The following is a 15,475-nucleotide window of genomic DNA, read 5'->3' as shown; positions in this document are numbered from 1 at the left end:
TATTTATAATGAGAATACAAAAAATTTATTTAATACTGATTCTCATATTAACTTCTGTGCATATTGCTGCGCAGGATGATACACCAAGGCGTGTAACTTCAAAAGATACAGCATATAATTCAATTGCCACCACAAAGATCCTTAATATGCTTAAACCGGGCAAAGCTCCAAAGGTAACATTACAGTTAAGCTTCAATTATAATATAGGCCACCTTGATCTTGCTGCCAATGAAAATACAACTTTCCACAAAGAAGATTTTATCGGGGGTTCAAATTTCGGAACAAGGTATGGTTACGGAGCTTCTTTAACCGGCAAAATAGCGTTACACAAAGAAGGCAATATAAGGCTGAATGTTACAGCGGGATATAACAGGTTTTTGAGCAATTTCGTGATATCTGAGTCTCCGGAAGGCAAAGTAAGCTATAATGTTTTTTCAGGAGGTATTGGTATAGAAAACAGCTTTACGCCCGCAAAAAAATTTAAACCCTATATTGGCTTTGAAATTGTTGCCAGTATGATTGGCGGTAAAGCATTTCTCACAACAGATACAACAGATTTTGATCTGAAAATAAAGAATTCCTTAAGGTTCGGCTTAACTTTTAATATGGGATTTGAATACGCTTTTAACAATAAAGTCGGTGTTAACCTTGGATATAAGATAACACATGCAAATATCGTTGGCAAGGAATCAAAAATTTCAACTGTACTTAACGAAACCTACCTTAATGATAATAAAGTAACAACCGGGGAATCGATACCTTATGCCGGCTGGAAGCAGTTTATGTACAGCTCATTTTACGCCGGGGTAAATTTTTATTTCGGTATGAAAAATAAAAAATAAGCTATAGGTCTTTTAAAGAAGATCAAATGATAAATAAACTTTTTAAAATATCAGCAGTTTTTGCTTTAATATTATCCTGCACATTGCTAAAGGCGCAGGATACATCTTATACAATTAAGGTTGATACAATTAAGATACAGAAAACCAAGACCATTACAATAGTAAAAGTACGAACAGTTCCAAAATTCATACTTCACTTCAACGGCGGGCTTAACACCGGCGCTATGGAGCTTACCAGCCATAACGGTGGTTTCAGCAGAGATAATTTTATTATTGGCAGAAGCTTTGGCGCAAGAAACGGTTTCGGCTTCAGCCTTGTTGGAAAGCTGCCGCTGAATAAAAAAGGGAATTTCTGGCTTGATATCATTACCGGATTTGACCGATTCCAAAGCGATATTTTCGCAAAGAATACAGAAGAAGGCAAGGTATCCTATAATTCCATAAACGGAGGAGTGGGACTTGAATATAACATCACGCCTTCACATAAAGTAAAATATTACTTTGGTGCAAACCCGCTAATAAGCCTGATATCAGGAAAAGCCGAGATCATTAACCCGGATAACAACAGAGTAGATATAAATATAAAAAACAGCTTAAGAATTGGCTACCAGGCTTTCCTTGGGATTGAGTACGCATTTGAAAAGAACTTTGGAGTTAACATCGGCATTAAGTTCACGCATGCAAACTTACTGATGAAAAAAACCGAGCTTCCGGAACAGGACGAAACACTTGCTACCCCGACTACTACTGTCGGATTAAATGATGACGCATCCTTTGAACCTATAGAGTTTGCCGGCTGGAAACAATTTGCATATTTTAATTTGAATGCAGGCTTCAGTTATTTCTTTGGAGTTAAAGAAAAAAGATATAAGCTTCCGTAAACTAAATTTTATGCTGTAAAAAAAGGCTGTCAATTAATTGACAGCCTTTTTTAATGTGATAAAATTACTTATTACCAACAAATAATTTTTAAAGTTTTACTTTTTCTTTACGAATTTCTTTTTGAATATATGTTTTACAGCGTCATCAAGCTTTTCAACGCTTATAATTTCGAGCCCTTTTTTTATCTTATCTGAAATTTCCTTCAGGTCTTTTTCGTTTTCCTTTGGTATCAGTACTTTTTTGATACCGCTGCGCTGAGCGGCCAGAAGCTTTTCGTTAAGCCCTCCTATTGGAAGGATCTCCCCGCGAAGGGTTATCTCACCGGTCATAGCAACATCGCTCCGTGTAGGGTTGCCTGTGAGAGCCGAGATCATTGCTACCGTCATTGTTATACCGGCTGAGGGTCCGTCTTTTGGTATGGCGCCTTCAGGTATGTGAATATGTATTTCTTTATTATTGAAGAAATTTCCGGCGAGGCCGAATTTTTTTGAGTTACTCCGAATGAAAGTAAAACCTGCAAGCGCAGATTCCTTCATTACATCGCCAAGCTGGCCTGTTAAAGTCAGCTTTTCTTTTCCGGGCATCACTGATACTTCAATATCAAGAATATCTCCGCCCATAGATGTCCATGCGAGTCCAACTGCAGTGCCTACCTTATCTTCCTTATCCGCCTGTTTTTCCTTAAATTTCGGAACTCCAAGGTATTTTTCAACAAGTTCTGATGTAACAGTTAACGGGGTTTTTGATCTTTTTGCTGAACCGTTGGATTTTATCCGGTTGAGTACTATTTCCTTTGTGATCTTTCTCATCAATGAAGCAATTTCACGTTCCAGATTTCTGACGCCCGCTTCCCGGGTATATTCATTGATTATTTTTTTGATCGAAGTATCGGGAATAATAACCTCTGTTTCAGATAGTCCGTGCTCTGTCAAAAGCTTTGCCACAATGTGGCGTTTGGCAATTTCCAGCTTTTCATGTTCAAGGTAACCAGGCATCTGTATTATTTCCATCCTGTCCTGCAGCGGAAGCGGTATCTGGTACTGAACATTTGCCGTAGTAATGAATAAGACCCTAGAAAGATCATAATCAACATCAAGGTAATGGTCATTAAATGTATTATTCTGCTCAGGGTCAAGCGCTTCAAGCAGCGCGCTTGCGGGATCCCCGCGGAAATCCATACCCATTTTATCTATTTCATCCATTAAAATGACCGGGTTATTAGTGCCTGCTTTGCGCATTGACTGGATTATTTTGCCGGGCATTGAGCCTATATATGTTCTGCGGTGTCCGCGGATCTCTGCTTCATCCCTTACTCCGCCAAGCGATATCCTTACAAATTTTCTGTTAAGCGCGCGTGCAATTGATTTGCCGAGTGAAGTTTTACCTACGCCGGGCGGTCCGACAAGACAAAGTATCTGCGCCCTGGCTTTCAGCTCAGCGCTGTTTTTCTTACCCTTATTTATAGCTTCAAGGTTATTTAGTATTGCAATGTGCTCAAGTATTCTTTCCTTCGGTTTTTCAAGCCCAAAATGATCTTCGTCCAGTATTGACTTAGCATGTTCAATATTCAGGTTATCTTTTGTGTAAGTTTTCCAGGGAACGCTTACCATCCAGTCAAGGAAATTCCTTGATACAGTAGCCTCAGGGGACATCGGCGGAATTTTCTTCAGCTTCTGGAATTCTTCCAAAGCCTTATCCTTAACATCCTGCGGCATTTTGGATTTCTGAATTGCTTCTTTAAGCTTCATGAAATCAGGATCTGTCTCATCTTCATCGTTCAATTCTTCCTGCAATATCCTGATCTGCTCCTGTACAATGAACCTTCTCTGGTTCTTCTGCATGCTTTGGTTGATCTTGGTTTCAATATCCTTTTCAACTTTAAAGATCTCAATTTCAGAGCTTAAAATATCAATAAGCTCATAATACTGTTCCTTCAGAGAGGAGATCTCAAGCAACCTTTGCTTCCTCTGAATTGAAACAAGAATTGTTGACGCTATGTAATAAAGCTTCCTGTCAGGTTCTTTAATGTTCTCATATGCCATGAGAGACTCCTGCGCAACGCCCCTGTGATTGGTGACGTAATCATTAAACAGCTTCGAAGCCTGCCTTATCAGAGCTTTAAGCTCTGTGGATTCTTCAATCGGGGGGAAAATATACTCCACATCAGCTTCGATAAACTTATTTTTATGAAACGATGTTACTTTTGCCTGCGCAATACCATCAACAAGAACTTTAATGAGATTATTGGGGAGCTTAATTACTTGGAGAATTTTGGCAACAGTACCAAATTCGTATAGATTAGATGTTTCTGCTTCTTCAGCTTTGTGATCTTTCTGAGTAAGAAGCATTACATATTTATCTTTTTCCAGCGCAAAATTAATAGCACTGATAGTTGATTCTCTTCCGGCCAGAATAGGATACATCATATAAGGGAATATTACAATATCCCTTAAAGGTACAACAGGTAAAAAAACCGGAAGGTCATTTTTACTGTCAATTTTGCTATCCTCTGTTATTTTGAATTCTGCGGCAGATGAGTGATCAGAATCAATGGTTACAGGGTTATTTTCGTTTAAATCGGGGGTGCTGGGTGAATCTTCGTTATCTTTAAAGTCATTCATAATAAAACAAAAATACTCTTATTTTCGGGGACATTCAATTCAATCATTTTTCATAAATAATAGTTTCATTTCAGTTAAATAAGGATAAATAATAAATTACCTATTCCCTTTATATTTTCCTCATTTTTCAATAATTTTGCACCATGCATATACAAAACATTGTATTTATAGTACTCTTTCTTGCTGCATTATCTCTGTTTACCTACAATTTATTAAGAATACGCACATACCTTATGCTGGGCAGAAGCGAAGACCGCTTCAGCAATGCGGGAAAGCGCATTATGAAGGTTCTGGGTATCGGAATAGGACAGGCAAAAATTTTCCGTGACCCAGTGGCTGGACTCATGCACGCACTGATATTCTGGGGATTCTTAGTGCTGATAACAGCAGTATTTGAAGCATTTATACAGGGTATTTATACTCCTTTTTCTTTGGGTATGCTTGGTGCCATATCCCAGGTATTTTTTGCCTCACAGGATATTTTCGGTTTGCTGGTAATACTTTCTGTAATATATGCATTGTTCCGCAGGTATGTATTAAAACCAAAGCGCCTGACCGGTGACGGCAATACTAACGCAGATGCAACCTTTATTTTATGTATGATAATGGGTGTAATGCTTACGATGTATGGTGTTAACGCAACAAAGCAGATAGTACACCCTGAGTATGCAGCATACTACAAAGCACATTTTTTAGCTTCCCACCTTGCTTTTTTATTTAAAGGAAATGAACTAACATTCTATAATATTTTCTGGTGGGGACATATTATTATTATCCTCACTTTTATGAATTACCTTCCCTATTCAAAACATTTTCATATTGTCACATCACTGCCTAATGTTTACCTTTCAAAGATAGGACCACAGACACTTGACACCGAAGAAATTGATTTTGAAAAGGAAAATGTTTTCCTTGGCTCGGGTGATATAGAGCAGCTTACATGGAAGGAAATGTTTGATGGCTATGCCTGCACGGAGTGCGGCAGATGTACATCTGTATGTCCGGCAAATTTAACAGGCAAACCGCTTTCGCCGCGTAAGATCATAATGGATATCAGGGAGCGCACTTCCGAGAAAGCTCCCCTGCTTGTTGCAGACGGTGAAATACCGGCAGATATTGAAAGCAAAAAGCTTGTTTCAGAGCACTATATTACAGATGCCGAGCTTTGGGCATGCACTAGCTGTATGGCTTGCGTACAGGAGTGTCCCGTAAACATTGAGCATGTAAATCCAATAGTTGATATGAGGCGTTTCCTGGTGCAAAGCGAATCACGCTTCCCCGATGAGCTGATGACCGTTTTCGGGAATATGGAAAATAACGGCGCACCGTGGGCTTATCCGCAGTCAGACAGGCTGAAATGGACAGAAGGTTTAGATATTACTGTTCCTGTTGCTGCTGAAAAGAATGATTTTGATGTATTGTACTGGGTAGGCTGCGCCGGCTCATTCGATGCAAGATACCAGAACGTTACACGATCTGTTGCAACATTGCTGGATAAAGCTAAAGTGAATTATGCCGTGCTTGGCACTGAAGAAAAATGTAATGGTGATTCCGCCCGCCGTTTAGGCAATGAATTCTTAGCGCAAATGATGATAAAGGAAAACGTTGAAACGATGAAGAAGTACAATTTCAAGAAGATACTTGTAAGCTGTCCGCATTGCCTGCAGACAATCGGCAACGAATACAAAGAATTCGGCGGAGATTATGAAGTTGTGCATCACAGTGAGTTCATAAACGGACTTGTTGCAGAGAATAAAATAGAAATAGACGAATCAAAGAAAACCGACCAAAAGATAACGTACCATGATTCATGCTACCTTGGCAGGTATAATGATATTTATGAGGAACCCCGTGAGCTTATCAAAAAAACAAACAATGGCGAGCTTGCTGAAATGAAACGCAGCAAAGACCGCGGCTTATGCTGCGGCGCAGGCGGCGGAAGAATGTGGATGGAAGAGAAGATAGGCAAGAAGGTTAATATCGAAAGAACCGAAGACGCGCTTGAAACAAACCCTGATGTTATATCAACCGCCTGTCCGTTCTGCATGACAATGCTTACCGATGGCGTTAAAGAAAAAGGCAAGGCTGATGAAGTAAAAGTAAAAGATTTTGCGGAATTGGTATTGGAATCAAGTAAATAAATATATAAGTGTTAAATGAGGGAAGAAACAGTAAATAAAATAAGAAAATTCTTTAAAGATAAACCTGTAATAAAAGCTTATCTTTTTGGGTCATATGCAAGAAATGAACAGGATGAGAAAAGCGATATAGATATTTTAGTTGAACTGGATCACACTACACCAGTAGGACTGTATTTTATAACTATGAAAATGGAACTTGAAGAGATTCTGGGGCAAAAAGTTGATCTTGTTTCAAACGGAGGACTCTCAAAATATATTAAACCTTCTATTGATAAAGATAAAATTATGATTTATGAAAGAGAAAATTGATGGAACTAAATGAAAATAAAAACTATAATGAAACTCACAAAAAAGATCAGAGCATATTACCGAACTAAACATGGTGCATGCTATTTTGGCGATGGACTTGATTTAATTAGATTAGTACCAGACAATTCTGTAAATTTAGTAATCACTTCACCTCCATTTGCCTTAACTAGCCAAAAAGAGTACGGAAATAAAAATTATACCGAATATAATAAATGGTTTTTAGAGTTTGCAAAAGAATTTAAACGAGTATTGACTAACGATGGCTCGTTTGTACTTGATTTAGGTGGTACATATTTACCGGGCCATCCAGTAAGAAGTATATATCAATACGAATTATTAATTAGTCTGGTTAAAGAAACTGGCTTTTTTCTGGCTCAAGAGTTTTTTCATTATAACCCGGCTAGATTGCCAGCACCAGCTGAGTGGGTGAATGTTAAGAGAATTCGTGTCAAAGATTCAGTTAATGTAGTATGGTGGTTATCCAAAACAGAAATGCCAAAGGCCGATAATCGGAAAGTCTTGAAGCCATATAGTCAAGCAATGAAAAATTTGCTAAAGCATGGATATGTTGCGAAAATGAGGCCAAGTGGACATAACATTACAAATAAATTCTCAAGAGATAATGAAGGTTCTATCCCACCAAATTTATTAGAACTAGGAAATAATGACTCGAATAGTGCTTATATGTTACTATGTAAAGAAAAGGGAATAAAGCCACATCCTGCAAAATTTCCCAGAAGATTTGCAGAATTTTTTATAAAATTTTTAACCAATGAAAATGACTACGTATTGGATCCTTTCGCAGGCTCTAATACAACTGGTTTTGTAGCTGAAACCTTAAATCGCAATTGGTTAGCTTTCGAATTAGATGAGAATTATGTTAAAGGTAGTGCATTACGTTTTTCAATTGAAACACCTAAAAAAATAGACAATGGCAATACTAAACAAAGAACAGCTGTTTGAAAAAGTGATCGAAGCAATAACCAGCAATGGTTGGTCTATTGTGAATAGTTCAGATAAAAATCAACAACCTGTTCGATTAGAAATCGAAAAAAACTCTGAAAGACAATTTATTCGCTTTTATATATGGAATTTGACGCATGGCGGGGCAAGCAGACCAGAAAACGAATATAGAATACAAGTTAAAGTTGATAGATTTGATGAAGAAGCACATTCAAAAACTCTCATACTAGGATATTGGGATGAAGGAAGTATCTTTGCAGGTTTTGACTTAAGTAAACATATGGGTAAACCTGGTTGGTCCGCTTCGATGCAAATCAAACTTGAAAACCTGAAACAAGCAGAATCACAAGGATTGTCTTCTTACACAAAGGAAAATGGTGAAATTGCAATTGCGTTGAAACCATCGTATTTCATTACATATTTAAATAATTTAGAGGAACTACATAGAGTAGGAGATGTTTCTCGTTTTATAGATGCCCAAACTACTGACGAAGAAACTTCAATCGATGATGATACTGAAAATGAAATTTTGCCATATCGATATTCGATTTCAAGTTATGGAGCTGATTACCCCGTTGACGCTATTGTCAAAAGAATTGAAGGTGATATAATATTTATTCCACCATTTCAAAGAAATTTTGTTTGGAACCAAAAAGAAGCATCAAGATTTATTGAGTCATTAATCTTAGGTCTACCCGTCCCTGGTGTTTTTCTATCCAAAGAAGAGGAAACCAATAGAATGTTAATTATTGATGGACAGCAAAGATTGTTTAGCTTATATAGCTATTACATGAATAATTTCAAAGGCAAAGAATTTTACTTAAAAGATGTCCAAAGTGATTTAGAAGGTAAGCGTTACGAGGATTTGTCTTCAAGTGATAAAAATCGACTAGATGATTCAATTATACATGCAACTGTAGTTAAGCAAGATGGACCTGATGACAATGAAAGCAGCATTTATATGATTTTTGAAAGATTAAATACTGGTGGTAGATTATTGACGGCTCAGGAAATCCGAGCATGTGTATATTATGGTGATTTTAATGAATATCTTAATAGAATAGTTAACGAAACTAGTTGGAGAGACATATTCGGAAAGAAAAATGAACGCTTAAAAGAGCAAGAGATTTTACTAAGGTTTTTTGCCTTGTATTATGATTTAGATAGCTACCAAAAACCTCTCAAAAGCTTTTTAAATTCGTTTATGAAATCTAACAGGAATTTAGAAAGGTTTAATTCTCTAACGCTCGATAATTTAATACTGCCTAGTATTTCATTTATAAGTGCAACTTTAGGTAAATTAGCATTTAGACTTGGAAGGGGTGTAAATGCTGCAGTATTTGATTCAATGATGATTGGCCTTTCACAAAGGTTAAGTAGAGGACCAATAAATAATATTGAAGAATTCTCAGACCGTTACTGGGATTTAATAAGTAATGATGAATATATTGTATTGTGTAAAGAAGGCACTTCTGATGATGCTACTTTAAAAGGCAGAATACAAATGGCAGTAAATAAATTTAATGACATTCAATAATGCGCTTACTTAAATTGCAAAATCAACAAAAAAAACTAGATGTTTTATTTAACGAGGTTTCAAAGCTTGATGAGGATGATTTCTTTAAACCTCATTTGTCAAAGTATCTTTGTGTTCAAGTAACTGGCTTCTTAGAAAATGTTATTAAAGAACTATTATTTGATTTTCATGATCGTACATGTAAGAATGAAACTGTTAGATTTATAAATATTAAGTTAAAAAATTATTCTGCTATTAAATATGGTCAAATTTCTGATTTATTAAATTCATTCAGTAAAGATTGGGATGAAACTTACTTGAATTCATTTTCGAAAGAAATCATAGAGTCTTTAAATTCTGTAGTAGCACAAAGACACTTAATAGCACACGGGCAGGAAGCTGGCAGTAACATCACATACTCTCAAATTTCAAAATACTTTAGTGATTTAAAAATTATTATTTCGGAATTAGAAAATATTATTAAAAAATAACAAATCAACAGGAGATAAAAATGTCTTATTTTTTCACATCGGAATCAGTCAGTGAAGGACATCCGGATAAAGTTTGCGACCAGATATCTGACGCGATACTAGATGATATACTTGCAAACGACCCGAAAGCCCGCGTAGCGTGCGAAACATTCTGTGCAACAGGTTTAGTTCTTGTTGGCGGAGAAATAACAACAACACATTATGTAGATATACAGAAAGTTGTCAGAAATGTAGTAAAAGATATCGGCTATACAAAAGGTGATTACAGGTTTGATTTCCATTCAATTAATGTAATGTCGGCTATAAACAAACAATCACCCGATATCGCTATGGGTGTAGATACAGGCGGCGCAGGTGACCAGGGCATGATGTTCGGTTATGCTTCAGATGAAACACCAGAATATATGCCAATGGCTTTGGTATATGCACACAAGCTGGTAAAAAGGCTTTCGGATATTAGAAAACGTAATCTGAAGCTTATGCCTTATTTACGTCCTGATTCAAAATCACAGGTAACCATTGAATACAGCGATGACCACAAGCCATTAAGAGTTGATACAGTGGTAATTTCAACTCAGCATGATCCGGGGGTATCACAGTCTAAGATTAAATCTGATGTAATTAAAAATGTAATTAAGAAAGTAATTCCGGCAAGGCTGCTTGATAAAAATACGGTGATACATGTTAATCCAACAGGCAAGTTTGAAATTGGCGGACCTCACGGCGATACAGGCTTAACCGGCAGAAAAATTATAGTTGATACATATGGCGGAAAGGCTCCCCATGGCGGCGGCGCGTTTTCAGGTAAAGATCCCAGCAAGGTTGACAGAAGCGCGGCATACGCTGCAAGGCATCTTGCAAAGAACATAGTTGCTGCAAAAGTAGCCAAAGAGTGTATGATACAGCTTTCATACGCAATTGGAGTTGCGCAGCCTGTTTCTATATATGTTGATACAAACGGTACCGGCAGGGTTGCTGATAACAAGATCGCGGCATTCATTAAGAAAAACGTTAACCTGACACCAAAGGGCATTATGGAAAGATTAAAGCTCCGCAGACCGATTTACAGGAAAACAGCAGCTTACGGACACTTTGGCAGGAATGAAAAAGAATTTACTTGGGAAAAACTTGACCTCGTAAATCTTTTCAAAAAAATAAAATAAATGATAAAAAAAAGAAAACTTAAAATTAGAGTTTTCACGAGTCATGCTGAACAGGAAAAAGCAGATATTACTTATTACAGACGATTATCTCCTGATAAAAAAGTAGAAAATCTGATTCAAATGAGAAACAATTATTTTCATATGAAGTATGGAAGAATACCAAGACTTAAAAGAGTTTATAAAATTATTACTAGATCAAAAAGTTAAATATATCATAGTTGGAGGATTTGCCGTAACATATCACTCCCGTGAAAAATTTACAGATGATATAGATATATGGATAAAAAACTCTAAGTCAAATGCGATAAGGATTTTCAAAGTATTAACTGAATTTGGTTTCGGGAATATTGAGCTGGATGCGAAAGACTTTAATAAACCCGGATTCATTCTTCAATTAGGATACCCTCCAAACAGAATTGATGTTATGACAGAAATTGAAGGGCTTAAGTTTGAAGATGCATACAAAAGAAGTAAAAAAGGGAAAATTTTCCAGAACTTTGAAGTCAGATATCTATCATATGATGATTTAATTAAAAATAAGAGCTTGATTGGAAGAAAAAAAGACTTGTTTGATATTGATTGGATAAAAAAATATAACAATAAAAAAAGTAAGTAATGAAGGATTTTCTATTCGGATTTACATACCCGTTCAGAAGCCTGAAATTCTTTTTTTCACATTCCGTTCTTATAAAATATTCAATCGCTCCCATGCTGATCAATTTATTGATCTATGGGAGCGTTTTTATTTTGTCATACAGCTGGTTTACTTCATCAATTGAAGGCTGGCTGGGAATTGAAGGCACAGAAGCCGGCTTTTGGCTGAAATTTCTGCATACTGCCCTGCTGATAATCGGTTTTATTCTGCTGTTATTTATCTGTTACCTGTTATTTACCATACTCGGAAATATTATTACTGCCCCGTTCAATGAAGAAATTTCTCAGCGCGTTGAAGAGATCGTAACAGGCACTAAAGAGGGGCACAAAATGGGATTCTGGGAAGATGCTTATATCAGCATAAAAGGTGAAATTCAAAAACTTGCATTTTACCTGATCATACTATTATTGATATTCTCATTAAACCTGATACCTGTTGCGGGATCAGTACTTTCAAGTATTTTAGGCGTTATATTTTCAAGTTATTATAATGCATTGGATTTCCTTGACTACCCTATGACTAGAAAAAAAATGCGGTTCCGTGATAAACTGAAAGTTACAGGCAAAGGCAGGCTAATAACTTATGGTTTTGGCTTCATCTCATTTTTGTTGCTGTTTCTTCCTGTAATAAATGTATTTATGAAGCCGATACTGGTGGTTGCAGGTACAAGCCTTTTTTATGAAAAAGGCTACAGCAGCCAGGAGTTATTCAAAAATTCCTGATATCCGGTAAGATTTGTGAGTAAATTCTGGGATAATTTATCTGAATAGTTTTTTTTATCTTTGTTTATTGGATAAATATTTCGGTGACACTTCAATACTGATAACTATTACAATAAGTGGTCTATTTTCAAGAAATGTCATTTTTAGAAGTTTCAATTGAATGAAAACAAAGGATAAAAACTCTAAAGACAGTATTCGAGAAAAATTCAGCAAAGGGTCTAAGTTAGCTATTAAGAAACTAATAGAAGAACGCAAAAAAAATGATGATTATCTTGTTGTTTCACGAAATGGTAAAGTAGTTAAAATTAAAGCAAGAGAACTTAAGTAAAATGGAAGATTCAATTCAAACATTCATTGATAATTATTCCTCCGAAACCTTTAATAAAATAAAATTTGACTGAAACGGAAAACATGGTGATGAGCTAATTGATAATAACCTGGAATTCCGTTTGAAATTGTTAGAGCATATTTCTTCTGATATAAAGGATATAAATATAATATTGATAAGAGACCTATATATAGAATTGTCTAAATTTGGTAAAGAAGGATTTGGTGCACCAAAATATTTTAATATATTAGCAGAAGAATTGTTGAAAAGAAATTATAAAGAATATCTTAAAGATTATATCGAAGGCGCTTCTAAATCAATGGACACATATCTAGACAGCGGTAGGATAAATATTCCAACAGAATTAGCAAAAGAAATACACCATTATATATTAAACGATTTTTGTTATAAAACTGATTTTCATGAAAAGGACTTAAATCTATTTGCTGAACGATTTAGAATCTTATCCGAAAAAACATAAAATAATATGCAGGAACCGGAAGTAACACTTGAGCTGGCCAAAACATTTGGCTTGATGGAAGAAGAATATAACAGGATACTTGATATCCTCGGCAGAAAACCGAGCTATACTGAGCTTGGAATATATTCTGTAATGTGGTCAGAACACTGTTCATACAAAAACTCAATACTTGAGATAAAAAAGCTTCCACGCTCAGGCGGAAGGCTGCTTGTTGGCGCAGGTGAAGAAAACGCAGGACTTGTAGATATCGGCGATGGGCTCGCAGTAGCATTTAAAATTGAATCACACAACCATCCATCGGCAGTCGAGCCTTACCAGGGCGCTGCAACAGGTGTTGGAGGCATTCTGCGCGATATATTCACAATGGGCGCAAGACCCATTGCTGCACTGAATTCATTAAGATTTGGAAGTATATCTACCTCCCCTAATCCTCCCCTTAACAAGGTGGGGACGTCTGATATATCAAATGGCGATTTTACCCGTACAAAATATCTATTCAAAAATGTTGTTAAGGGTATTGGTGATTACGGCAATTGTTTTGGGGTTCCTACAGTTGGCGGTGAAATTTATTTTGATGAAAGCTACCGCGATAATCCGCTGGTAAATGCAATGGCTGTTGGTATTGTTAAGCAGGATGAAGTTGCAAAAGCTACAGCTAAAGGCGTTGGCAACCCGGTATTCATAGTCGGCTCTTCGACCGGTAGAGATGGTATTCACGGCGCAACCTTCGCATCCGAAGAAATTTCCGAAGCATCGGAAGCCAAGAGACCTTCAGTACAAGTCGGCGACCCGTTTACAGAAAAATTACTGCTGGAGGCATCATTAGAATTGATAAAAAGCGGTGTTGTTGTTGGAATGCAGGATATGGGAGCAGCAGGAATAACCTGCTCAACCAGTGAAATGAGCGCGAAGGACGGCATGGGTATGGATATCAACCTGGATTTTGTACCTGCCCGAGAAGAAAATATGTCAGCTTATGAGCTTATGCTTTCAGAATCACAGGAAAGAATGCTGGTTGTTATCCAAAAAGGAAAAGAAGATACTGCAAAAAAAATATTTGATAAATGGGACCTGAATTGTGTAGAAATCGGTACAGTAACACAGGGACCCAACGTGAAAATTACATACCAGGGTAAAGTAATGGCTGAAGTACCTGCCAATACACTTGTACTTGGAGGGGATGCCCCGGTTTATGTACGTGAATCAAAAGAACCCGCTTATTTAAAAGAAGTTCAGAATTTTGACGAGTCACATCTTGCAGAGCCAAAGGACCTGAATTCTGTATTGATCAGTTTGCTTTCTGCACCCAACATTACCAACAAGAACTGGGTTTACGAACAATACGATACACAGGTTAGGACCAATACAGTAATAATGCCGGGAGGCGATGCTTCTGTGGTTAGGATAAAAGGAACAAAAAAAGCGCTTGCAATGAAGACAGATTGCAACGGCAGGTATGTTTATCTGAATCCATACAAAGGGGCTATGGCTGCTGTGTGTGAATCAGCCAGGAATGTTGCATGCACGGGCGCTATACCGCTTGCTATAACAAACTGCCTCAATTTCGGGAATCCGTATAAACCGGAAGTATATTATCAATTCAGGGAAGCTATCAGGGGTATTGGTGATGCATGCAAAAAATTAAACACTCCTGTGACCGGCGGTAATGTAAGTTTTTACAATGAATCACCCGACTATGCCGTATATCCTACTCCGACGATAGGTATGGTAGGCTTAATTGAAGATGTTGACTGCATGGTTACATCATACTTCAGGAATGAAGGTGATATAATTGCGTTAATAGGCAATATTAACAGCAGTAATTCAATTGGCGGAAGTGAATACATGCAGCATCACTTCGGTTTGGTAAAGGGTGATTCACCTGAAATTGATCTTGAAACAGAAAGCAACCTGGTAAAAACACTTGTAGAGCTTGCAAAAGCAAAAAGTATTAATTCAGCTCATGATGTTGCTGATGGCGGACTTGCCGTAAGTATTGCTGAGTGCTCCCTGATAAACAGAACCTTACCCATAGGCTGCAATGTTAATATAGAATACAAGGGAAGACCTGATTTTTACCTGTTTAATGAATCGCACGGCAGAGCCGTAATTTCATTTGATAAGGGTAATGAAGATACAGTTAGAAATATCTGCGAAAAAAATAATATCGGATTTTTGATTATTGGCAAAACCGGCGGAAACGCTGTAATTATAAATAAAGAGGTAAATATACCGCTTGAAATTGCAAAAGATGCATATTATAATTCGATATCTAAAATAATGGAAAACTAATTCAGGTAAAATTGCCTTAAAACCGGCAAAATTTAAACTTCCTGATTTATTCCTGATAATAATAAATAA

14 protein-coding genes are annotated in these 15,475 nt (G+C 36.8%); 13 read left to right on the top strand and 1 reads right to left on the bottom strand.

Annotated features, from left to right (window positions below; translation table 11 throughout):
• Window positions 1-8: 8 nt before the first annotated feature.
• Together J0M37_06770 and J0M37_06765 are read left to right on the top strand one after the other, a co-directional pair.
• A complete protein-coding gene (locus J0M37_06770; protein MBN8584784.1) occupies window positions 9-842 on the top strand; it encodes an outer membrane beta-barrel protein in 834 nt (277 codons plus the stop codon).
• Window positions 843-868: 26 nt separating this feature from the next.
• A complete protein-coding gene (locus J0M37_06765; protein MBN8584783.1) occupies window positions 869-1,723 on the top strand; it encodes a hypothetical protein in 855 nt (284 codons plus the stop codon).
• A gap of 96 nt (window positions 1,724-1,819) precedes the next feature.
• Here the strand turns inward: J0M37_06765 and lon are convergent, their stop codons facing one another.
• Entirely contained in the window at window positions 1,820-4,345 is a 2,526-nt protein-coding gene (gene lon, locus J0M37_06760) for an endopeptidase La (GenBank protein ID MBN8584782.1), read from the bottom strand.
• A 143-nt stretch (window positions 4,346-4,488) separates the two neighbouring features.
• Between lon and J0M37_06755 the strand changes: the two genes are divergently transcribed.
• The 11 genes from J0M37_06755 to purL all read left to right on the top strand — a co-directional run bounded on the left by J0M37_06755 (window position 4,489) and on the right by purL (window position 15,406).
• Entirely contained in the window at window positions 4,489-6,486 is a 1,998-nt protein-coding gene (locus J0M37_06755; protein MBN8584781.1) for a 4Fe-4S dicluster domain-containing protein, read from the top strand.
• Window positions 6,487-6,501: 15 nt separating this feature from the next.
• A complete protein-coding gene (locus J0M37_06750; protein MBN8584780.1) occupies window positions 6,502-6,795 on the top strand; it encodes a nucleotidyltransferase family protein in 294 nt (97 codons plus the stop codon).
• Between the two features lie 9 nt (window positions 6,796-6,804).
• Window positions 6,805-7,758: a site-specific DNA-methyltransferase gene (locus J0M37_06745; GenBank protein MBN8584779.1), complete on the top strand. Its 954-nt coding sequence runs from the start codon at window positions 6,805-6,807 to the stop codon at window positions 7,756-7,758.
• A complete protein-coding gene (locus J0M37_06740; protein ID MBN8584778.1) occupies window positions 7,727-9,295 on the top strand; it encodes a DUF262 domain-containing protein in 1,569 nt (522 codons plus the stop codon). Before J0M37_06745 ends, J0M37_06740 begins: the two co-directional genes overlap by 32 nt.
• A complete protein-coding gene (locus J0M37_06735) occupies window positions 9,295-9,765 on the top strand; it encodes a hypothetical protein (GenBank protein ID MBN8584777.1) in 471 nt (156 codons plus the stop codon). Before J0M37_06740 ends, J0M37_06735 begins: the two co-directional genes overlap by 1 nt.
• A gap of 20 nt (window positions 9,766-9,785) precedes the next feature.
• Entirely contained in the window at window positions 9,786-10,928 is a 1,143-nt protein-coding gene (locus J0M37_06730; protein MBN8584776.1) for a methionine adenosyltransferase, read from the top strand.
• A 148-nt stretch (window positions 10,929-11,076) separates the two neighbouring features.
• Entirely contained in the window at window positions 11,077-11,544 is a 468-nt protein-coding gene (locus J0M37_06725; protein ID MBN8584775.1) for a nucleotidyltransferase, read from the top strand.
• Entirely contained in the window at window positions 11,544-12,305 is a 762-nt protein-coding gene (locus tag J0M37_06720; protein MBN8584774.1) for an EI24 domain-containing protein, read from the top strand. Before J0M37_06725 ends, J0M37_06720 begins: the two co-directional genes overlap by 1 nt.
• Window positions 12,306-12,465: 160 nt before the next feature.
• Window positions 12,466-12,633 (top strand): hypothetical protein, encoded by a 168-nt coding sequence (locus J0M37_06715; protein MBN8584773.1) that lies wholly within the window; start codon window positions 12,466-12,468, stop codon window positions 12,631-12,633.
• A 127-nt stretch (window positions 12,634-12,760) separates the two neighbouring features.
• Window positions 12,761-13,114, top strand: a complete 354-nt coding sequence (locus tag J0M37_06710; GenBank protein MBN8584772.1) for a hypothetical protein — start codon at window positions 12,761-12,763, stop codon at window positions 13,112-13,114.
• Between the two features lie 6 nt (window positions 13,115-13,120).
• Complete coding sequence (gene purL, locus J0M37_06705) at window positions 13,121-15,406, top strand: phosphoribosylformylglycinamidine synthase subunit PurL (protein ID MBN8584771.1); 2,286 nt, start codon at window positions 13,121-13,123, stop codon at window positions 15,404-15,406.
• The last annotated feature ends 69 nt before the right edge of the window (window positions 15,407-15,475 follow it).

The organism is Ignavibacteria bacterium (assembly GCA_017303675.1).
In the GTDB taxonomy this organism is placed as follows: domain Bacteria; phylum Bacteroidota; class Ignavibacteria; order Tepidaquicellales; family OLB5; genus OLB5.
The sequence above is the reverse complement of the archived record's forward strand: the minus strand, read 5'-3'. Positions and strand labels throughout refer to the sequence as shown.